The 19,630-nt window shown below is 67.6% G+C and carries 20 protein-coding genes; 7 read left to right on the forward strand and 13 right to left on the reverse strand.

Going from position 1 to position 19,630, the window contains the following annotated elements; genetic code table 11:
- Window positions 1-21: 21 nt before the first annotated feature.
- On the forward strand, window positions 22-756 hold the full coding sequence (locus EV650_RS11410) for a maleate cis-trans isomerase family protein (protein ID WP_166678083.1): 735 nt from the start codon (window positions 22-24) through the stop codon (window positions 754-756).
- Window positions 753-1,400, forward strand: coding sequence for a GntR family transcriptional regulator (locus EV650_RS11415; protein ID WP_134118061.1), 648 nt, complete (start codon window positions 753-755; stop codon window positions 1,398-1,400). The genes EV650_RS11410 and EV650_RS11415 overlap by 4 nt, the downstream gene beginning before the upstream one ends.
- A 6-nt stretch (window positions 1,401-1,406) precedes the next feature.
- Here EV650_RS11415 and EV650_RS11420 read toward each other — a convergent pair whose 3' ends face one another.
- Window positions 1,407-2,867: an NAD-dependent succinate-semialdehyde dehydrogenase gene (locus tag EV650_RS11420; RefSeq protein ID WP_134118063.1), complete on the reverse strand. Its 1,461-nt coding sequence runs from the start codon at window positions 2,865-2,867 to the stop codon at window positions 1,407-1,409.
- 95 nt (window positions 2,868-2,962) lie between these two features.
- Here EV650_RS11420 and EV650_RS11425 point away from each other — a divergent pair, with 95 nt between their 5' ends.
- Window positions 2,963-4,216, forward strand: a complete 1,254-nt coding sequence (locus tag EV650_RS11425; protein ID WP_134118066.1) for an aspartate aminotransferase family protein — start codon at window positions 2,963-2,965, stop codon at window positions 4,214-4,216.
- 96 nt (window positions 4,217-4,312) lie between these two features.
- Here the strand turns inward: EV650_RS11425 and EV650_RS11430 are convergent, their stop codons facing one another.
- From EV650_RS11430 to EV650_RS11460, 7 genes are all read right to left on the reverse strand, one after another.
- Entirely contained in the window at window positions 4,313-5,722 is a 1,410-nt protein-coding gene (locus EV650_RS11430) for an MFS transporter (RefSeq protein ID WP_134118068.1), read from the reverse strand.
- Between the two features lie 207 nt (window positions 5,723-5,929).
- Window positions 5,930-6,901, reverse strand: coding sequence for a glycine betaine ABC transporter substrate-binding protein (locus tag EV650_RS11435; protein WP_134118070.1), 972 nt, complete (start codon window positions 6,899-6,901; stop codon window positions 5,930-5,932).
- Window positions 6,898-7,710, reverse strand: a complete 813-nt coding sequence (locus EV650_RS11440) for an ABC transporter permease (RefSeq protein ID WP_238174150.1) — start codon at window positions 7,708-7,710, stop codon at window positions 6,898-6,900. Before EV650_RS11440 ends, EV650_RS11435 begins: the two co-directional genes overlap by 4 nt.
- The gene (locus tag EV650_RS11445; protein ID WP_134118072.1) at window positions 7,707-8,885 is read right to left on the reverse strand and encodes an ATP-binding cassette domain-containing protein; all 1,179 of its coding nucleotides are present in this window, start codon (window positions 8,883-8,885) and stop codon (window positions 7,707-7,709) included. The genes EV650_RS11440 and EV650_RS11445 overlap by 4 nt, the downstream gene beginning before the upstream one ends.
- A complete protein-coding gene (locus EV650_RS11450; RefSeq protein ID WP_238174151.1) occupies window positions 8,878-9,486 on the reverse strand; it encodes an ABC transporter permease in 609 nt (202 codons plus the stop codon). The genes EV650_RS11445 and EV650_RS11450 overlap by 8 nt, the downstream gene beginning before the upstream one ends.
- 148 nt (window positions 9,487-9,634) lie before the next feature.
- Window positions 9,635-9,991, reverse strand: coding sequence for a HesB/IscA family protein (locus tag EV650_RS11455; RefSeq protein ID WP_134118076.1), 357 nt, complete (start codon window positions 9,989-9,991; stop codon window positions 9,635-9,637).
- A 147-nt stretch (window positions 9,992-10,138) separates the two neighbouring features.
- Window positions 10,139-11,296 (reverse strand): glycerate kinase family protein, encoded by a 1,158-nt coding sequence (locus EV650_RS11460; RefSeq protein WP_134118078.1) that lies wholly within the window; start codon window positions 11,294-11,296, stop codon window positions 10,139-10,141.
- Window positions 11,297-11,489: 193 nt separating this feature from the next.
- Between EV650_RS11460 and EV650_RS11465 the strand changes: the two genes are divergently transcribed.
- The 3 genes from EV650_RS11465 to nadA are packed head-to-tail and all read left to right on the forward strand — an operon-like array spanning window position 11,490 to window position 13,659.
- Entirely contained in the window at window positions 11,490-11,882 is a 393-nt protein-coding gene (locus tag EV650_RS11465; protein ID WP_134118080.1) for a VOC family protein, read from the forward strand.
- A gap of 24 nt (window positions 11,883-11,906) precedes the next feature.
- On the forward strand, window positions 11,907-12,410 hold the full coding sequence (locus tag EV650_RS11470; protein WP_134118082.1) for an NUDIX domain-containing protein: 504 nt from the start codon (window positions 11,907-11,909) through the stop codon (window positions 12,408-12,410).
- Window positions 12,411-12,468: 58 nt separating this feature from the next.
- Window positions 12,469-13,659, forward strand: a complete 1,191-nt coding sequence (gene nadA / locus EV650_RS11475; RefSeq protein WP_238174152.1) for a quinolinate synthase NadA — start codon at window positions 12,469-12,471, stop codon at window positions 13,657-13,659.
- Here nadA and EV650_RS11480 read toward each other — a convergent pair whose 3' ends face one another.
- The 5 genes from EV650_RS11480 to EV650_RS11500 all read right to left on the reverse strand — a co-directional run bounded on the left by EV650_RS11480 (window position 13,660) and on the right by EV650_RS11500 (window position 17,719).
- Entirely contained in the window at window positions 13,660-14,847 is a 1,188-nt protein-coding gene (locus tag EV650_RS11480) for a glycosyltransferase (RefSeq protein ID WP_134118087.1), read from the reverse strand. It lies immediately after the preceding gene.
- Window positions 14,847-15,263, reverse strand: a complete 417-nt coding sequence (locus EV650_RS11485) for an FAD synthase family protein (protein ID WP_134118089.1) — start codon at window positions 15,261-15,263, stop codon at window positions 14,847-14,849. Before EV650_RS11485 ends, EV650_RS11480 begins: the two co-directional genes overlap by 1 nt.
- On the reverse strand, window positions 15,263-15,988 hold the full coding sequence (locus tag EV650_RS11490; RefSeq protein WP_134118091.1) for a CDP-alcohol phosphatidyltransferase family protein: 726 nt from the start codon (window positions 15,986-15,988) through the stop codon (window positions 15,263-15,265). The genes EV650_RS11485 and EV650_RS11490 overlap by 1 nt, the downstream gene beginning before the upstream one ends.
- Window positions 15,985-16,419, reverse strand: coding sequence for an adenylyltransferase/cytidyltransferase family protein (locus EV650_RS11495; RefSeq protein WP_238174153.1), 435 nt, complete (start codon window positions 16,417-16,419; stop codon window positions 15,985-15,987). Before EV650_RS11495 ends, EV650_RS11490 begins: the two co-directional genes overlap by 4 nt.
- Window positions 16,420-16,504: 85 nt before the next feature.
- Window positions 16,505-17,719, reverse strand: a complete 1,215-nt coding sequence (locus EV650_RS11500) for a glycosyltransferase family 4 protein (protein WP_134118095.1) — start codon at window positions 17,717-17,719, stop codon at window positions 16,505-16,507.
- A gap of 71 nt (window positions 17,720-17,790) precedes the next feature.
- On the opposite strand from EV650_RS11500, the gene EV650_RS11505 reads away from it, so the two are divergent.
- Window positions 17,791-19,500: a right-handed parallel beta-helix repeat-containing protein gene (locus EV650_RS11505; protein ID WP_238174154.1), complete on the forward strand. Its 1,710-nt coding sequence runs from the start codon at window positions 17,791-17,793 to the stop codon at window positions 19,498-19,500.
- The last annotated feature ends 130 nt before the right edge of the window (window positions 19,501-19,630 follow it).

Genomic DNA, 19,630 nt, shown 5'->3' on the forward strand with positions numbered 1-19,630 from the left:
GCGCATCAGCCAGGAGGTCGAATGGTCACGGTGGGGCTGCTCTATCCCGGACACAGTGCTGAGGACGACTACCCGACGCTCGAGGCCAGACTCGACGGAGCGGTGAAGCTGCCGGTCGTGATCACTTCGGTGGGCGAGGACGCGCACCGGGTCGACGCCCTGCTCGACCTCGGCCGGGCGGAGCGGCTCGCCGAGGGCGCTGCCGAGCTCGCCTCCTCCCAGCCCGACGCGGTGATGTGGGCGTGCACGTCGGGCAGCTTCGTGTTCGGGCCGGAGGGCGCTCGCAACCAGGCCTCGGGTGTCGCTCAGGCGCTCGGTGTGCCGGCGTCGTCGACCTCGCTCGCGTTCGTCGACGCGTGCAATCGGCTCGGCATCCACCGGGTCGCCGTCGCGGCGTCGTACCCGGAGGACGTCGCGCAGCACTTCGTCCGGTTCCTGACCGGCGGCGGCGTCGAGGTGGTGTCGATGGGCAGCCACGGCATCATCACCGCCGCGGAAGTCGGGACGCTCGCGCCGGAGCGAGTGGTGGCGATGGTGAAGGCCGCCGACCACCCCGACGCCGAGGCGATCCTGGTGCCCGACACCGCGATGCACACGCTGGAAATCATCGACGACCTGGAGGCCGCAGTCGGCAAACCCGTACTGACGGCGAACCAGGTGACGGTCTGGAAAGGGCTCGAGTTGGTCGGCCCGGTACCGTATCTGCCAAATCTGGGGACGCTGTTCAGCGGGACCACAAGGGGGAAGTCGGAGTGACCAACTACATCGAGCCGCTGGCGCAGGAGTCGACGCCGAGCATCATCGCCGACAAGCTGCGGATGGCCATCGGTCACGGCGAGCTCAAGCCCGGCACGCAGCTCGGCGAGGCCGACCTGGCCCGCAAGCTCGGGGTCAGCCGCGGGCCGCTGCGGGAGGGCATGCAGCGGCTGACGCAGGAGGGTCTGCTGATCTCGATCCGCAACCGCGGCCTGTTCGTCATCGACATGACGCCGGCCGACGTCCGCGACATGTACCTGGCGCGCGAGGCGATCGAGCGCGCCGCGGCCCGGAACATCCTCCGCGGCGAGACCGAGGGACCCGGTACGGAGCTGCTCCACATCGTCGACGACATGTCCGTCGCCGAGGGCGATCCGGCCGCGGTCAGTGAACTCGACATCGCCTTCCACGAACGGCTCGTCCAGCTGTCCGGCAGCCCACGACTGGTGCGGATGCACCAGACGTTCATCACCGAGACCCGGATGTGCATCCACGCCCTGGAGCAGACCTACTCAGCCGCCGACACCCGCGTCGCCGAGCACTACGCACTAGCCGAAGCGATCCGCACCGGCAACGAAACCTGGACCGACCAGCTCCTGATCGCCCACATGGACGACGCCATCACCCGCCTCGTCAACCGCTGAGGTCCGTCAAGACACGGCGATGCCGATGTACTTCGTCTCCAGGAACTCGTCGATGCCGACGGCACCGCCTTCCCGCCCGAGGCCCGACTGCTTCATGCCACCGAACGGCGCCGCGGGGTTCGACACCACGCCCTGATTGAGGCCGACCATCCCGGTTTCGATCGACTCTGCCACCCGTAGCGCGCGGCGGAGGTCGTTCGTGAAGACGTAGGCGACCAGGCCGTACTCCGTGTCGTTCGCAGCCTCCACCACCTCTTCCTCGGTGCTGAACGGCGTCAACGGGGCCACCGGCCCGAAGATCTCCTGGTCGGCCATCGCCGCGTCACGCGGTACGCCGGTCAGCACTGTCGGCGGGTAGAAGTACCCGTTGCCTGCAGCAACCTCTCCCCCGGTCAGCACGGTCGCTCCACGACCGACCGCGTCCGCGACCAGGGACCGCACCTTCTCCAGCCCGGCCGCGTCGATCAGCGGACCGACCTTCACGTCCGGCTCGGTGCCACGCCCGACGGTCAGTGCGCCCATCCGGTCCGCCAGCCGACGACCGAACTCGTCAATGATCGAATTGTGGACAAAAAGACGATTGGCCGCCGTACAGGCCTCGCCCATGTTGCGCATCTTCGCCGCGATCGCACCGTCCACGGCCTCGTCCAGATCCGCGTCCTCGAAGACGATGAACGGCGCGTTGCCACCGAGCTCGAGCGAAGTCCGCAGTACCTTCTCCGCGCTTTGTTCGAGCAGGACCCGGCCGACGCGCGTCGAGCCGGTGAAGGAGAGCTTGCGAGCCAGGCCGGACCGGATCAGCGGCTCCATCACGCCGCCCGCGTCCATCGCGGTGACACAGTTGACCGCACCTGCCGGTACGCCGGCTTCGGCGAGGATGCCCATCAGCGCGAGCATCGACAGCGGGGTCTGGTGGGCGGGCTTGATCACACTCGTACAGCCGGCCGCGATCGCGGGGCCGAGCTTGCGGGTCCCCATCGCCATCGGGAAGTTCCACGGCGTGATCAGCAAGCACGGACCGACCGGCTGCTTTGCGATCAGGAAGCGCGCGTTCCCGGCCGGCGCGGTCTGGTAGCCGCCGTCGATCCGAACTGCCTCGCCGGCGAAATGCCGGAAGAACTCGGCCGCGTACGCGATCTCACCGCGCGCCTCCGGCAACGGTTTGCCCATCTCCAGCGTCATCAGCAGAGCGAGATCGTCGGCCCGTTCCATCAGCAGCTCGTACGCCGCCATCAGCATGTCGGCCCGGTCCCGCGGAGAGGTCCGGGCGAAGTCCGCCTGCGCCGCGACTGCGGCCTCGAGCGCGGCCCGCCCGTCGGCCGGCGATGCGTCGGCGACCGCACACAGCACCTCGCCGGTGGACGGATCGACGACGTCGAACGTCGCACCGCGGGTCGCCTCGACCCACTTCCCATCGATGAACAGCCGCTTCTCGACGGCCTCGATCACGCTGGATTCGTCGCTCATTCGCACCCCTTCACCGACCCGTACACCTGAGATACGCTGATTGTCGACAATCTACCATTCGACTCGTCAACGATCCGACAACTGGAGGGAAGTCCGTGGCCGAGCTCTCGCAGATCCTGAAACAGGCGACCGGTGTCGTCGCCGCCCGCGGCGTGGGCGTGCAACTGTTCGACGAGGACGACCGCAGGTACCTGGATTTCACCGCCGGCATCGGCGTCACCTCGACCGGGCACTGCCACCCGCGCGTCGTCGCGGCCGCCCAGGAGCAGGTCGGCAAGATCATCCACGCGCAGTACACGACCGTCATGCACCGGCCGCTGCTCACGCTGGTCGACCGGCTCGGCGGGGTTCTCCCCCGCGGCCTCGACCGGATGTTCTTCGCGAACTCCGGCAGCGAGGCGATCGAGGCGGCACTCCGCCTGACCCGCCAGGCGACCGGTCGGCCGAACGTGATCGTGTTCCACGGCGGCTTCCACGGCCGGACCGTGGCGGCGGCCTCGATGACCACATCCGGGACCAAGTTCCGGTCCGGGTTCAGCCCGCTGATGTCCGGCGTACACGTCTCGCCGTTCCCCGACCCGGGCCACTTCGGCTGGCCGGTCGAGCAGGCGACCGACTTCGCGCTCAGTCAGTTGGACTACGTGCTGCAGACCTTGAGTACGCCGGCCGACACCGCGGCGTTCTTCGTCGAGCCGGTGCTCGGCGAGGGCGGGTACGTGCCGGCGAACGAGCGGTTCTTCGCCGGACTGCGGGAACGCGCCGACGCGCACGGGATCCTGCTCGTGGTTGACGAGGTGCAGACGGGCTTCGGGCGGACCGGCAAGTTCTGGGGCGGCGACCATTTCGGCTCGCGACCGGATGTTCTCGTCACCGCGAAGGGCCTCGCGTCCGGCTTCCCATTGTCTGCAATCGCAGCATCGTCGGAACTGATGGAGAAGGCTTGGCCGGGTTCACAGGGCGGTACCTACGGCGCGAACGCGGTCGCCTGTGCCGCGGCGCTGGCAACCCTCGACGTGATCGAGGACGAAGGTCTGGTGCAGAACTCGGCCGACCGCGGCACCCAGCTCAAGCAGGCATTGCAACTGGTCGCGGACAAGCACGAGCAGATCACCGACGTTCGCGGGCTCGGCCTGATGATCGGCAACGAGTTCCGCGACGCGGACGGCAAGCCCGACCCGGTGACGGCGACCGCAGTACAGCAGGAGGCAGCTAGGAGGGGTCTCCTGCTGCTGACCTGCGGCGCCTGGGGCCAGGTCGTCCGCTTCATCCCGGCCCTCGTCGTCACCCCCGACGAGATCGACGAAGCCGCCGGCCTCTGGTCCGACGCGGTCACGGCCGTCCTCGGCTGACGCTGAGGCTGACCGGCGCGCCGACCCGCGCTTTCCGGAACTTTTCTCGCGCTAGATGGCGAATTAGTTCCGGAAAGCAGCGGGCCGGCGCCCGGCTCAGGCCTTAGCGGGTTCGGGTTCCAACGCCACCGGCGGCGGGGCGTCCTCGGTGCCCGGGATCTCGGTGCCGTTGATCGGACACCGTGAAGTCTCCGGCACCCTCACGAGCGCAATCGCCCCGATCACACAGGCGGCCATCATGTAGTACGCCGGAACGAGCGAGTTACCCAGCTTCTCGGTGAGCCAGTCGTTGACGGCGGGCGCAGTACCACCGAACAGCGACGTCGACACGTTGTACGCGATCGCAAAGCCGGCGTACCGGACGTGCGTCGGGAACATCGCCGGGAAGGTCGCCGAGATCGTCGCCAGCTGCGGCACATAGAGCAGCCCCAGCACGGCGAACCCGATGATCGCGCCGGCCAGGTTCGTCCCCATCAGCATGAACATCGGCGTACCGAACACGAACAGCCCGGCCAGCGACGCCCACCACAGCGGCTTGCGGCCGACCCGGTCCGACATCCGGCCCGCGAACGGCAGGAACACCATCATCGCCAGCATCCCGATGATCGGCACGATCAGCGACTGGTCCGAACTCAGCCCGATCTCCTTCTCCAGGTACGTCGGCATGTAGGTCAGCAGCGTGTAGTTGACCACGTTCAGCGCGATCACCATGCCGCCGAGCCGCAGGATCGGACGCCAGTAGCCGGCCAGCAGATCCTTGAACTGGGTCGCGGTCTGCTCCTCCTTCTGGCCCTTCGCCTCGAGCTCCCGGAAGACCGGCGTGTCCTCGAGCCGGGACCGGAGGTAGACCCCGACCAGACCGAGCGGCGCGGCGACCAAGAAGGGCAGGCGCCAGCCCCACGAGTGCATCTGGTCGTCGCTGAGCACCAGCGTGAAGAACAGCATCAGCAGCGCACCGGCGGAGAAGCCGGACAGCGTGCCGAACTCCAGGAAGCTGCCGAGGAACCCGCGCTTGCGGCTCGGTGCGTACTCGGCCATGAAGGTCGCGGCACCGCCGTACTCACCGCCGGTCGAGAAGCCCTGGATCATCCGCAGTACCACCAGCAGAGCCGGCGCCCAGTAGCCGATCGTGTGGAACGACGGCACCAGGCCGGCGCACAGGGTCGCGCCCGACATCATCAGGATCGTGATCGCGAGGACGTGCTTGCGGCCGAGGCGGTCGCCGAGCGGACCCCAGACCAGGCCGCCGAGCGGACGGACCAGGAACGAGACGGCGAACGTCATCAGCGCGAGCAGCGTTGCGCTCTGGGTGTCGCCCGGGAAGATCGCGGCGGAGATGTAGGTCACGCCGTACGCATAGATGCCGTAGTCGAACCACTCGGTCGCGTTCCCGATCGCTGAGGCGGCGATCGCCTTCCTGAGTACTGCGGGTGACTGCTCTACCTCGACTGTCGGCGTTGCCCGGGGCGGCTGGGAGCCCTTGGCGGGCTGGGTCTCGGCGTCCACGGTTTCCTCCTGTCGTCTGACGGCCTCATCCCGAGTGCCCACCGCACGCAAATCAACACGCCTCACGGGAAGGTCGTAGTTTTGTTGACAATCCGGATGTTAACCATGTGCATTCGTGAACCACAAGGCGTAACTCACAGTCGAGCGGTTCTTAACAGACAGTTCGGCCGAGCGATTTCGCTCGGGCCGCTCTGCTCGGGCGGGCTGTCAGTCGCGGCTGACGAAGCCTTCCTTCACCAGCCAGTCCATCGCCACGTCGGCCGGCTCGCGGCCGTCGACGTCGACCTGGGCGTTGAGGTCGATCAGCACCGGATCGGTCAGCTTGTCCGACACCGGCTGCAGCAGGTCCCGCAGCTGCGGGTACTTGTCCAGCACCTTCTTGCTGATCACCGGCGCCACGTTGTACGCCGGGAAGTACTTCTTGTCGTCCTGCAGCACCACGAGATCCAGCGACTTGATCCGCCCGTCCGTCGTGTAGATCTCCCCGAACCGGCAGTCCCCGTGACTGGTCGCGGCGTACACCGCACCGGTGTCCAGGGTCCGGATGTTGTTCCGCGGTACGGCGGAACCGAGCGGGATCCCGTAGTGCTTCAGCATCGGCTCGAACCCGTCGTTCCGGTTCGCGAACTCGGACTCGACGCAGAACGTCCGCTCCTTGACCGGCAACGACGCGACCTGCGACAGCTTGGTGAGATGCAGCCGATCGGACTCCTTCCGGGTCATCGCGAAGCCGTAGCTGTTGTTCATCGGCGCCGGCTTCAGCCAGATCAGCCCGTACTTCTCCGCGTCCTCCTTGGCCACCGCGTCGTACTGCTTCTGCTTGTCCGGGATGCCGGTGTCGTGGCCGAGGTACGAGATCCAGGCGGTGCCGGTGTACTCCCAGGCCATCTGGATCTGGCCGCCGAGCATCGCCTGCCGGGACGTGTCGCTGCCGGGCATGTTGGTCAGGTCCTGCACGTGCGCGCCCGCCGACCGCATCAGGATCGCGGCGATCTTGCCGAGGATCAGCTGCTCCTGGAAGTTCTTCGACCCGATCGCGATCGTCAGGCCGTCCAGGCTCTTCACTGAGCGCAGCGGACCTTGCAGCGCACCGTCCGGCACGAAGCCGCCGCTCGTCCCCAGTCCACATCCGCTGATCACGAGCACGACGGCACAGGCCAATGCCGTCAGGCGTTTCATCCGAGCCCCCTCGGTCGGGTGATCTCTTCCAGCACTCGGCCCGCCCAGTCGATCAGCAGCGCCAGGGCCGCGACGAGTACGGCGCCACTGATCAGCACCGGGTACCTGAGCAGCCGGATGCCGGTCGTGATCAGACTGCCCAGTCCCCCGGCGTCGATGAAGGTCGCGAGGGTCGCCGTACCGACGACGAGGACCAGTGCGGTCCGGATGCCGGCCATGATCACCGGCACCGCGAGCGGCAGCTCGATCCGGCCGAGGACGGAGACGTTCGACATGCCCATCCCGCGACCGGCCTCGACCAGCGTCCGGTCGACGCCTTGCAGGCCGACGATCGTGTTCCGCAGTACCGGCAGGATCGCGTACAGACAGAGCGCGAGGATCGCGGTCCAGAAGCCGAAGCCGAGCCAGATCGCGAGCAGCACGATCAGGCCGATCACCGGCGCCGCTTGGCCGGCGTTCGCGACCGCGACGACCAGCGGGGCGGCTCGGCGCAAGCGCGGCCGGGTCAGCGCGATGCCGAGCGGTACGGCGATCAGCAGCACGATGACTGTGGCTACGGCCGTGAGTTCGAGGTGCTCGATGGTCAGCTGGCCGACGAGCTTCCAGTCGAGCTGCCGTTGCTCGATCGAGTCGAGCTCGGCCTGGGACCGCCAGATCGCCCAGCCCCCGACGAGGATCGCGACGAACAACGGCTGGCCGATCAGCAGGCCCCACGACGGGCGGCGTGCGCGAGTCGCAGCGAGCCCTGCGGCCGCGGCCTTGGCATCAGCCAGGTTTTCCTTCGGCTGAAGGTCTTGGGTCACCGTCACTGCGCGACCTCCTCGGGCTGTTCGTCGCTGTCCTGGCCGTTGCCGTCCTGGATTCGCGCCAGTACGGCTTGGAAGTCGACGACGCCGAGGTACTCGTCCCGTCGGCCGGTGACGACCGCGCTGCCGTGGCTGGACATCAGCATCGTGTCGAGCGCGTCGTTCAGCGTGGCGCGCCGGTCGATCGTGACCAGGTCCGTGTCCTCATGCGGCTGCGGGACGTGGTCGATGTCCGACAGATCGGAGGTCCACATCCAGTCCACCGGTCGGCGCCGAAGATCGAGTACGACGACCGATTCATCACCCGCCTGCCTGGCAGCCCGCAGTACCTCAGGCGCCGAATCGCCGATCTCCGCAACCGTCGGCTGGCCCAACTCGATCTCGCTGACCCGGCTCAGCGTCAGTTGCTTCAAAGCAGCGCCCGCCCCGACGAAGTCCGCGACGAAGCGGTCCGCCGGGTTCGCCAGGATCGCCTCGGGAGTGTCGTACTGGGCGATGTGCGCACCCTCGGTCAGGATCACGATCCGGTCGCCGAGCTTCACCGCCTCGTCGAAGTCGTGCGTGACGCAGACGATCGTCTTGCGGAGCTCCTCCTGGATGCTGAGCAGTTCGTCCTGCAGCCGCTGCCGGGTGATCGGATCAACCGCACCGAACGGCTCATCCATCAGGATCACCGGCGGGTCGGCGGCCAGTCCGCGGGCGACGCCGACGCGTTGCTGCTGGCCGCCGGAGAGCTCCCGCGGGTAGCGGTTGCGGTACCGATCCGGGTCGAGGCCGACGAGCTCGAGCAGTTCGTCGACGCGTTCCGCCGTACGCCGTTTGTCCCAGCCAAGCAGGCCCGGGACCAGGGCGATGTTCTGCGTGACGGTCATGTGCGGGAACAGACTGCCGCCCTGGATCACGTACCCGATCCGCCGGCGCAGGTCGTCGTCGTTCTGCCCGCTGACGTCCTCGCCACCGATCCGGATGCTGCCGGACGTCGGCTCGATCAGCCGGTTGATCATCTTCAGCGAGGTGGTCTTGCCGCAGCCGGACGGCCCGACGAACATCACGATCTCGCCAGCCGGGATGTGCAGGGACAGGCCCTCGACGGCGGGCTTGCGCTGGCCCGGGTACCGCTTGACCACGTCGGTCAGTTCGATGTCGACGCCGCTGATGGCTGGTTCGGTTTCAGGCACGGATACCCCTCGGGGTGGTCAGGCGGCCGACGAGCAGCAGCATGGCGTCCAGGATCAGAGCGAGCAGGACCACGCCGATCGTGCCGACCAGCGCGGAGTTCAGAGCGTTCTTGCCACCGATCTGGGTGAGGCCGGTGAAGATGAAGCTGCCCAGTCCGGGGCCGAGCACGTACGCCGCGATGGCCGCGATCCCCATCGACATCTGGGCCGAGACCCGGACGCCGGCCAGGATCACCGGCCACGCCAGCGGCAGCTCGATCCGGAGCAGCGTCCGGATCGCCCCCATCCCCATCCCGCGGGCCGACTCGATCAGCGTCGCGTCGACGCCGGCCAGGCCGACGACGGCGTTCCGCAGGATCGGCAGGCAGGCGTAGAAGGTGACCGCGATCACCGAGGTGGCGGTGCCGATCCCGGCCAGCGGGATCATCAGACCCAGCAACGCGAACGACGGAATGGTCAGGCCGACCGCACTCAGCGCGCCGGCCAGCGACGCGACCCGGGGGTTGCGATGCACGACGACTGCCAGGCCGACCGCGATCACGGTGGCCAGCAGCACGCACTGGATGACCAGGCTCAGGTGCTGGTAGCTCTGGTAGAGCAATTGTGAATGACGCTCAGTTATGTAGTCCCACACGCGGTAGCCGGTACCCAACAAGCGTTCGCTTACACGTTGGGACCGTTCGTGTCAGAGTCCGGACATGCCGAAGCCCCTGGACACCGGTCGGGTGCCAGGGGCTTTCGGGGCTAGCTCAGTTGAACGAGTCGCCGCAGGCGCAGGAGCCGGTGGCGTTCGGGTTGTCGATCGTGAAGCCCTGCTTCTCGATGGTGTCGACGAAGTCGATCGAGGCGCCCTTCAGGTACGGTGCGCTCATCCGGTCCGTGACGACGCTGACGCCGCCGAAGTCCGCGACCACGTCACCGTCGAGCTGACGCTCGTCGAAGAACAGCTGGTACCGCAGCCCGGAGCATCCGCCCGGCTGCACGGCGACCCGCAGCGCGAGGTCGTCGCGACCTTCCTGGTCGAGCAGCGCCTTCACCTTCGCGGCGGCCCCGTCGGAGAGGAGAACACCCGTGGCCGTGGCCTGCTCGGTCTGCGCTTCAGTCATTCCTGACTCCAGTCATCTGCTCAAGTGCCGACGTACAGCTCGTCAGCACGGAAGTCTCTTGTCAACACGCACCAACATCGGCCGGTCCGCGCTCATTCCCATGGTCGCACACCAATTTCGCAGATCAACTACCCCGCCACTGAGTGATCAGCGGGCCCAGGTGCGGGCGACCCGCTCCGCAACCGTAGCGAGCGAGCCGTGGGGGTCCGCGAACGCCTGCTCCTCGCCGACCGCGTCGACCAGCGCGTACGCCGACTCGACCCCCATCGAACGCATCTCGCGGGACCCGATCAGCACCTTCCCGGCCAGTACGACGCAGGGTCGCAGCGCGTCGTTCGCGACCTTCGCGACGCCGGCGATCACCTTGCCGTCCCGGGACTGGAAGTCGAACGCGCCCTCGCCGGTCAGCACCAGGTCGACCTGGGCCGCCTTCTGCTTCAGGCCGGTCAGCTCGGCTACGAGGTCGATCCCGGACACTCGCTCGGCGCCGAGCAGTAGCAGCGCGTAGCCCAGCCCGCCTGCGGCACCCGCACCCTTCTGGTCCGCGGTCTTCCGGTCGGCCAGCTCGGCGAAATGCGTCAGCCAGCCGTCGACGGCAGGCTTGCGCTCGTCGGCGATCCCCTTCTGCTTCCCGAACACATTCGTCGCACCCCGCAACCCGAGCATCGGATTCTCGACGTCGCTAGCGGCAACGAACTCAACCCCCGCCACCCGATCCCGAGCCGGCTCCAAATCAACCGCACTCAACCCCACAAGCCCCGCCGCCCCACCATCCAACCGCCCACCGTCAGACCGACCGCCGCGCTCGCCGTCCGCACCGCCGTCCGACCCGTCCTCCGGCGAGCCGCCCACGGCAGTTGCTCCAAGGGCGGCGAGCATCCCCGCGCCGGCGTCGTTGGTTCCGGAGCCGCCGAGGCCGAGGATGATGCGTTTCGCGCCGGCGTCCACCGCGGCCGCGATCAGCTGACCGACGCCGTACGTCGTCGCCTCCTCGGGCCGCCTGTCCTCCGGCTCAACCAGGTGCAACCCGCACGCCTGCGCAGTCTCGACGTACGCCGTCTCGCCTGCGAGCAACACCGTCGCCGGCGTGTCCTCGCCGAGCGGTCCCCGAACGGTGACCGAGAGCAGGGTCCCGTCTACGACCGCAGACAGTACGTCGATGAACCCAGGCCCGCCGTCAGCCATCGGCGCGACCAGCACCTCAGCCCCGGGATCCCGCCGCCGCCACCCTTCCTCGATAGCCGCAGCCGCCTCAACAGCCGTCAACGTGCCCGCGAACTTGTCCGGCGCAATCAGGATCCGCATGCCGACATCCTCCCCCACCCCACCCTGAACCCAGGCGAGCCGTCCGTTTGGCGGCGTAACGACAGGACGTAGTCATATACGTACATCGCCCCGCCCGCCTGAGCAGCCCGCGAATCCACCGCAATCACCCCACACCTCCTGTCGTTAGGCCGCTGATTGACTGGCCGGGCGCGGTGACAGTTGGATCGGAGGCATGAAGACGATCCTGTTCGCACTCCGCGTGAGTGATCTGGAACGCTCACTCGCCTTCTACACCACCGTCGGCTACCTGAAGCTCAGCACGATCCCACTGGACGACGGCTCCACCCTGGTCTGGCTCCGACTACCTGCGGAGGAGTCGGTGTCCCTCGAACTCGCCCACCACCCCGCCGACGGTCCAGTCGAGGTCAGTGGATTCCAGCACTTCGCGATAGAGGTCGACTCGCTCCCCGAAACCATCGCCCACCTGACCGCAGCCGGCCTGCAACCAGGCGCCCTCGAACTCCCGGGCGGCCCCGACGGCCCAAAGATCTCCTGGCTAACCGACCCCGACGGCTACCGAATCGAACTAGTCGAGTGGCCCCCAAGCGGCCCACCCCTCCCGTAGTCGTCTGTCGGGAAGGATTGCGGGATGGATGAAGAATCGCGGGTGGCGGGGTATACGCGGCATGAGTTCGGGGAGCGGATCGGGGCGACCGCGAAACTGCGGATTGGGGCGGCTGCGGCCGTGATGGATGGTGGGCGGTTGCTGCTGACGAAGCGGAGTGACAACGGTGAGTGGTGTCTGCCGGGTGGCGGGGTTGAGCCGGGTGAGCGGCCGGCGGAGGCTGCGGAGCGGGAGACGCTCGAGGAGACCGGGTTGTCGGTGCGGGTGACCGAACTGCTCGGGGTGTACTCCGATCCGGATGTCGTCGTGGTCTATCCGGATGGGAATCGGGTGCAGATCATCGGAGTCGTCTTCCGCGCGGAGGCGGTCGGCGGTGAGGCGGGGTGCTCCGCGGAGGTGACGGAGAGTGGATGGTTCACCGCGGCCGAGGTGGTGGGGTTGACGGTGATTGCTAATCATCGGGGGGTGCTGCCGGTGGCGTTTGGGGTGCGGGGGGCGACGTACTTTGATGTGCCGCGGTTGGCGTGAATTTCACACTGTGGGCAGTGACGGGTACCACGCGGCGGCGGTCGGGTTGCGTGGGACGATGGCTGACGTGACGACGATCGCAGACGGCTCGAAGTCCCTTCCGTTGCTGTTTCTGGGGCAGAACACCGACCCGCACTCCGAGCGCGGAGTCGAGTGCCCCGGAGCTCTTCCGCCGGCCTCCGACCCGAATCTGGTCGAGCGGGCGCTGAAGGCGAAGGCGGCGCTGGGCGACCAGGTGTTCGTGCTCGGGCACCACTACCAGCGCGACGAGGTGATCCAGTTCGCGGACGTCACCGGTGACTCGTTCAAGCTCGCCCGCGACGCCGCGAACCGGCCGGACGCGCCGTACATCGTGTTCTGCGGTGTGCACTTCATGGCCGAGTCCGCGGACATCCTCACCAACGACTCGCAGACGGTGATCCTGCCGGACCTCGCGGCCGGGTGCTCGATGGCGGACATGGCCCGGATCCAGCAGGTCGAGGCGGCCTGGGACGCGTTGGCCGACGCCGGTGTCGCGGACGTGACGGTGCCGGTCACCTACATGAACTCGAGCGCCGACATCAAGGCGTTCTGCGGTCGCAACGGCGGCGTCGTGTGTACGTCGAGCAACGCCGAGACCGCTCTCGGTTGGGCGTTCGAGAAGGGCGAGAAGGTGCTCTTCCTGCCGGACCAGCACCTCGGCCGCAACACCGCCGTACTGCAGATGGGTCTGTCGCTCGAGGACTGCGTGGTCTACGACCCGCACAAGCCGGGCGGCGGGCTGACCCGCGAGCAGCTGGCCGCGGCGAAGATGATCCTGTGGCGCGGGCACTGCTCGGTGCACGGCCGCTTCACCCCGGAGTCGGTCGACGATGTACGGTCGCGGGTCCCCGGCGTCAACGTGATCGTCCACCCCGAGTGCCGGCACGACGTGGTCACGAAGGCGGACCTGGTCGGCTCGACGGAGTACATCATCCAGACCATCGAGACCGCCGAACCTGGTACGTCGTGGGCGGTCGGGACCGAGCTCAACCTGGTCCAGCGGCTGGCGAAGCAGCACACCGACAAGAACATCGTCTTCCTCGACAAGACGGTCTGCTACTGCGCCACGATGAACCGCATCGACCTGCCGCACTTCGTCTGGGCCTTGGAGAACCTGGTCGCCGGCCAGGTGGTCAACCCGATCAAGGTCGACGCCGACACCGAGAAATACGCGAAGCTCGCTCTGGACCGGATGCTCGCGCTTCCCGGCAAGACCGCTCGCGACTGACTAGTGGGATACGCGGGCTGGTGCATACCAGTCCGCGAGGATGTCGGGGAGCCGATCGGGACCCCAGCGGTCCACCGGCGTGATGCGTCCATGTAGCGACGCGAGCCCCTTGGCCAGTCCGCCTACTACGTCGCCTTGCCAGGGGACGGTGACGCCTTCGTCGGGGCCGACGATGACGGCAGGACCGCCGCGGTCGACGCAGACCACCGGGCAACCGGAAGCGAGGGCTTCGGTGACCGCCCAGCCGGCCGCCTCGCGGAGCGCGGGCGCGATGAGCGCGTCGGCCCGGAACATCGCGGCCAGCACGTCCTCGCGTGGCAGTGCGCCCATGAACTCGACCCGGTCACGGACGCCGAGCTCCCAAGCGAGACCCTCGGCGCGACCCCAGTCGGGTCCGTCGCCGATGACACGCAACTCCCAGTTCGACGCCTCCGGGCGAGCCAAGGCACTGATCGCCAGCAGCACGCCCTTCCACGGAATCAAGCGTCCGACGAAGAGCGCGGTTTTGATGCCTGGGGCACCGAACGGCTCATACGGACCGGATGCCGTGAAGCGCCGGATCGCCACGTTCGGCTGTACGACGATCTGCCGGGCGTACGGCCGGAACGCCTCGGCGACATCGTTGTTCTGAGCAACCATCAGGTCAGCGGTCTGCGCCATCCGCCGTCCGGTCAAGCGGCGCCGGGTCCCGGTGTAGGCACGCCGTACCAGCTCCCCCACCACACCGCGCGGCCCGAGCCAGTGCGACATCGAGAGCGGCGCCGTGGTCGACCCGCCGACCGGGCCCCAGATCACCTTCGCCGACGACTCCTCCACCACGCCCGCGTCCATCCAGTCCACGGCGAAGGTCAAATGATGGATCACATCGAACGAATGCTCTGCATGCAACCGCTGCGCCGTGCGGCGGGCGACTCCCTGCCACAACGGGTAGTACCAGTACACGTCCGAAGGCCGTCGCCGCAGCCGCAGGACCCAGCGCGGCAGCTCTAGCGGTACGACGGTCAGTCCGGGCACCGGCCGGATCGCCAGCTCCTCGTTGATCTCGTGCACGAACTTGCCGCGAGTCAGCAACCACACGTCGTGGTCCCGCGCGGCGGCCTTCGCCCACGCCCACCCGGCGCCCGGCTCCGACCCGCCCGACGGCCGGCAGGCGTACGCGCTGAGCAGTACCTTCGGCCGGCCCGGCATCAGCTCATCCCCTCCAGAAGCCTGCGCAGATCGGTGCTGGAGGTGGATGCGGTGTACGGGAAGTAGTGCACCTGTGCGCCGACCTCACCCAGCAGCCGTTCCAGTCTCGTCCCCTTTTCGGTTCCCTTCCAGTCGTCGCCCTTGAAGAGAACGTCGTACCGCAGTTGCTTCCACATCTCGAACTTGTCGCTGGACCAGTCGCTGACCACCTCGTCGACAAGGTCGAGCGCTCGAATGACGTCCATCCGCTCCTGGTGCGGAACGACCGGCGGACGGCCCTTGATCCGGGCAACCACGTCGTCCTCGACCACGCCGGCGATCAGGTGATCGCAGTGATCACGCGCTCGGCGCAGGATGTTCAGATGCCCGATGTGGAACATGTCGTACACCCCGGGCGCGTAGCCGACGATCGCCATCAGGCCCGCACCCCCAGGACCGACATCTCCCGGTACCACTTGGCGACCGCGGCCGCGAGGAAGACCAGGTTCAGCACCAGCAGAGCGCCGTACAGTACGACGAAGAGCCTCGGCGTACCGAAGGCCAGGAAGACCAGGCAGAGCACGCCGTAGTCGGTCGGTGCGATGAGCAACGACTTGAACACCGAATCGCCGCGCTGGTTGGGTTTCGCGGCCTCGCCGTGCCGGCGGCGCAACTGGTCGATCAGGATCAGCCCGAAGAACAGCACCGACGACATACACACGTACGCGAGCGGGACGAGCAGCACCAACTCGTTGTCAAAGGCATCGAACCGGTAGAACGAGATCAGTACGGCGCTGTGCAGCAAGACGATCTTGACCGCGTCGATCATGTGGTCGAGCCACTCCCCGAGCGGCGAGCCGCCGCCGCGCAACCGGGCCAGCTGCCCGTCCGCGGAGTCGAGTCCGTAGCCGAGCACGAGCAGCACGGTCACGATCAGCGCAAGCAGGAACGACGGTCGCACGGTCGCGATCAGCACGATCCCCACCAGCGAGCAGAAACCGGAAGCCAGGCTGACCTGGTTCGGCGTCCGCCGGCCGAGGTACGCCGCTGCCGCGAACACCCGGCCGATCCGCCGGTTCACGAACCGCGAGTACGCCGGAGTGCCGGCCGACGGCTTCTGCGCCTGGGACAGCTGCGCGACCGTTTGCCGAAGTGAGCTCATGCGACGGAGCTGCGCGACTGCCGCTGGTCGATCGCGGCGCGCAGGATCGGGCTGCGAGACCCGCGACCGGCAGGCAGAACGGTGATCAGCCCGGGCGGAATCCCGTCGAGCTCATCCACGCCCAGCACGCCGTCGGTGGCGCTGGCAGCGAACACGGTCTGTACCCCCAGTACGCCGGTCAGCCACTCGGGCCGGACGTCGTCCACGGCAACTACTTCGTCGACGCACCGCAGGTGCTCGACGATCTGCGCGCGCTCGAGCAACGGCACGAACGGCCGGGCTCCCCACGCGTCCATCGCCCACTCGTCGGACAGCACGGCAACTACCAGTCGATCACTGTGCCGACGGGCTCGCTCGAGCACGTCGACATGACCTACGTGGAACAGGTCGAAGACCCCGGCCACACATCCGACCCGCGGTGGGCTGCCCACGTTGCCCAAACTGCCATCCCCCAACACAAATTCTGTCCCCTGCTGCTGTCCCCCGACAGCGGTCTGAGGCGAAACTTTATACCCGTCACGCACGACGCGCCCAGCGTCCCCGACGCGCCCGGCCGCTGTCGGCGTGGCGCGCGATCGCATCGGTGTAGATCCTCTCCGTGGCTACGAGGTCACGCTCCGGGGTGAAGCGGTCCAGGTAAACCTGCCGGGCTCGTTCGCCGAAGGCTATCGAAGTCTCGGGATCGGTGACGAACCCCATCGCCTTCCGCAGTCCCTCCGGATCGCCCGGGACGGTCAGGGCACCGGTCTCGCCGTCGTCCACCAGCTCCGCGAGCGCTCCGAGCCGGGAGGCGACCACCGGCACACCGTTCGCGAACGCTTCCACCACCACGAGTCCGAAGCTCTCATAGGAACGCGCCGGTACGACGGCGGCGCGCGCGGATCGCAGTACTTCCATGCCGGCCGGCCACGGTAGTTGACCAAGCACCTGAACAGACAGGTCTCTCCGGGCCCGTTCCTCGGCCTCGGCGCGGAGCGGACCGTCGCCGACGACGACCAGCTTCCCGAGCGAGGAGTCCCACGCCTGCAGGAGATCCGCGAACCCCTTGTCCTCGGACAGCCGCCCGAGGAACACGACACCGTCCCCCGCACCACTCCGCACCTCACCGGAGTGCGGTACGGCGTGCGGCTTGACCACGAATCGCTCCGGGTCGAAGCCGGCCGCGGCGTACCGATCGCGGACGAACTCGGACGGTACGACGAACGTGTCGACGTACCGCTGCCAGGTGTGGAGCGTGTTGTGCACGCCGATGCTCATCGCCAACGGCAACGTCTGCACGCGCGACTCGCGGTAGCAACTGTGCCGGACCGCGGCCAGCGGGAGCTTGCCCACGCACGACTCGCATGGGCCTCCGTCGCGCTGCAGCACCGCGTTCGCACAGAGCAGCCGGAAGTTGTGCAGGGTCGCGACGACCGGGAGGTCCAGCTTGTACGCCGCCCGCAGTACCGAGGCGCTGAACAACGGAAAAGTGTTGTGCACGTGCACCACATCGGGCCGTTGCTCTTGCAATAGAAGTGTTAAATCGCGTTCCGCCGAAAATGACCAAACGGAACGAAACGGTAACAGTGCGCGATCTTTCCGGCTCAGTTGGGCGATATCGTCGCTGTTTCGCGCGTAGAGGTCGATCTCATGTCCTGAGTTACCCAACAAATCAACCGTTTGCGCGACAACCGTGTTCTCGCCACTGGGTTGACCGGTCCGGTAACGGTTGTGCAACATGGCGACCCGCATGGCACTACCTTATGTCTTGGCCTCGTCACGCAACTGGCTACACCTGGTTTTCCCGCTCCCAGGAGAGTGCATTGAGGAAGTTGTGGTTCACAGCGCTCATCGCTGCCGCGCTGGCTGTCGTTACGGTCGCCATGCCGGTGATCGCGAACGAGAACAAGGCGACCACCGCGGCGAAGTCCCAGACCGCAGAGCAAGCCGCGTCCCGGGTGCTCCCCTCGCACCGGCCGGGCAAGACCACCACAACTCCGGGCAAGTCCCAGCCGAAGAGCACAGCTGCGCCCTCGAAGAAGCCCGGCACGACGACGCACCCCACCAAGAAGCCGACGACGAAGACGACGGCCACACCGACGAAGCCGGTCGAGCCCAAGCTCCCGGCCAAGCCGACGGTCAGCTCCGACGAGGCCGGCCCGGCCGTCGCCGGACCGTGCACCGGCGTGGTGATCGAGCCCGGCCAGGACGCCCAGTCGATCGTGAACTCCAAGCCGGCCGGTACGACGTTCTGCTTCGCGGCCGGTCTGCACCGCATCACCAGCACCATCCGCCCCAAGGCGAACCAGGTGCTAGCCAGCTCGAAGCGCGCCGTACTCACCGGGTCTGTTCCGCTGACCGGCTGGACGAAGTCCGGGTCCTCTTGGGTGGCTCGGGGTGCGCTGCCGGCGGCGTACGGCAAGAGCGGTGAGTGCGAGAACAACACGGCGAACATCTGCTACCTCCGGGAGCAGCTCTTCTTCGACGACGTCCACCTGACCCGGGTCGCGAGCGCCTCGGCGGTCAAGGCCGGCACGTTCTACGCGGACTACGCCGCGGACGCGATCTACCTGGGCAGCAACCCGGTCGGGCACGCGGTGGAGATGTCGAAAACCGCGACCGCGATCGAGTCCAGCGCGACCGGCGTGGAGGTCCGCGGCCTGACCATCGAGCACTTCGCCAGCGCACCGCAGGCCGGCGCGCTCGTCTCCGGCCCGGCCTGGAAGGTGTTCGCGAACGACGTCAGCTGGAACCATGCGGTCGGCGTGATGCTGGTGAAGGCGAACAACGCGAAGGTCGACAAGAACCTGATCCACCACAACGGTCAGCTCGGCCTCGGTCAGTACAGCTCGGCCGCGGCCGCCGTCACCGGCAACGTGATCAGCTCGAACAACACCGACGGCTTCTGGATCGCCGACTGGGAGTCCGGCGGGATCAAGTCCACCCGCTCCTCGGGGACCGTGAGCGGCAACGTGATCAAGGCCAACAAGGGCGTCGGGATGTGGGCCGACGTCGCCGACGACGGCCGGGTGATCAGCGGCAATCAGATCGTCGACAATGCGGCCGACGGCATCCGCTACGAGATCAGCCGGAACGGCACGATCTCGGGCAACACCGTGACCGGCAACGGCTTCGGCACCGGACGCGGCTCGGGTACGTCGCTGTGGGACGGCGGCGGTATCAACATCAACACGTCGTCCGGGATCGTGATCAAGGGCAACCGGGTGTCCGGCAACGTCAACGGCGTCACGATCCAGTCCCGGACCCGCGGCAGCGGCCCGTGGGGCACCTATCTGCTCCGCGACGTCCAGGTCACCGGGAACACCATCGAGATGACCGGCGGGACCCAGTCCACCGGAATGGTCCAGAACGCCGGGGCCGCAGTACCGGCGGGTGAGGTCGTGTTCAGCGGCAACAAGTACGTGCTGGACGACCTGGCGACTCAGCGGTTCGCCCGGTTCGGGACCAAGCTCACCGCGGCTGGGTGGCAGTCCGCCGGGCTCGATGCCATTGGCACCTTCCTCGCGAACTGAACAGTCTCGCGAACTGATCGCTTGCTCACCGCAACATGTTTGTGCGCTACGTATTGCCATGACTACGTGATGTAGGGGTAATCTGCGAAGCGAAGCCGCGCCATGGGGGGTGCGCTCAGGGCTACCTGTG

It is taken from the genome of Kribbella kalugense (assembly GCF_004365875.1).
GTDB lineage: Bacteria > Actinomycetota > Actinomycetes > Propionibacteriales > Kribbellaceae > Kribbella > Kribbella kalugense.

Coding starts and splice junctions, on each gene's coding strand:
- EV650_RS11455 (WP_134118076.1), bottom strand. CDS start 9,991: ATGACTGAAGCGCAGACCGAGCAGGCCACGGCCACGGGTGTTCTCCTC.
- EV650_RS11500 (WP_134118095.1), bottom strand. CDS start 17,719: ATGCGGGTCGCCATGTTGCACAACCGTTACCGGACCGGTCAACCCAGT.
- EV650_RS11410 (WP_166678083.1), top strand. CDS start 22: ATGGTCACGGTGGGGCTGCTCTATCCCGGACACAGTGCTGAGGACGAC.
- EV650_RS11460 (WP_134118078.1), bottom strand. CDS start 11,296: ATGCGGATCCTGATTGCGCCGGACAAGTTCGCGGGCACGTTGACGGCT.
- EV650_RS11435 (WP_134118070.1), bottom strand. CDS start 6,901: ATGAAACGCCTGACGGCATTGGCCTGTGCCGTCGTGCTCGTGATCAGC.
- EV650_RS11480 (WP_134118087.1), bottom strand. CDS start 14,847: ATGCCGGGCCGGCCGAAGGTACTGCTCAGCGCGTACGCCTGCCGGCCG.
- EV650_RS11470 (WP_134118082.1), top strand. CDS start 11,907: ATGGATGAAGAATCGCGGGTGGCGGGGTATACGCGGCATGAGTTCGGG.
- EV650_RS11490 (WP_134118091.1), bottom strand. CDS start 15,988: ATGAGCTCACTTCGGCAAACGGTCGCGCAGCTGTCCCAGGCGCAGAAG.
- EV650_RS11465 (WP_134118080.1), top strand. CDS start 11,490: ATGAAGACGATCCTGTTCGCACTCCGCGTGAGTGATCTGGAACGCTCA.
- nadA (WP_238174152.1), top strand. CDS start 12,469: ATGGCTGACGTGACGACGATCGCAGACGGCTCGAAGTCCCTTCCGTTG.
- EV650_RS11485 (WP_134118089.1), bottom strand. CDS start 15,263: ATGGCGATCGTCGGCTACGCGCCCGGGGTGTACGACATGTTCCACATC.
- EV650_RS11420 (WP_134118063.1), bottom strand. CDS start 2,867: ATGAGCGACGAATCCAGCGTGATCGAGGCCGTCGAGAAGCGGCTGTTC.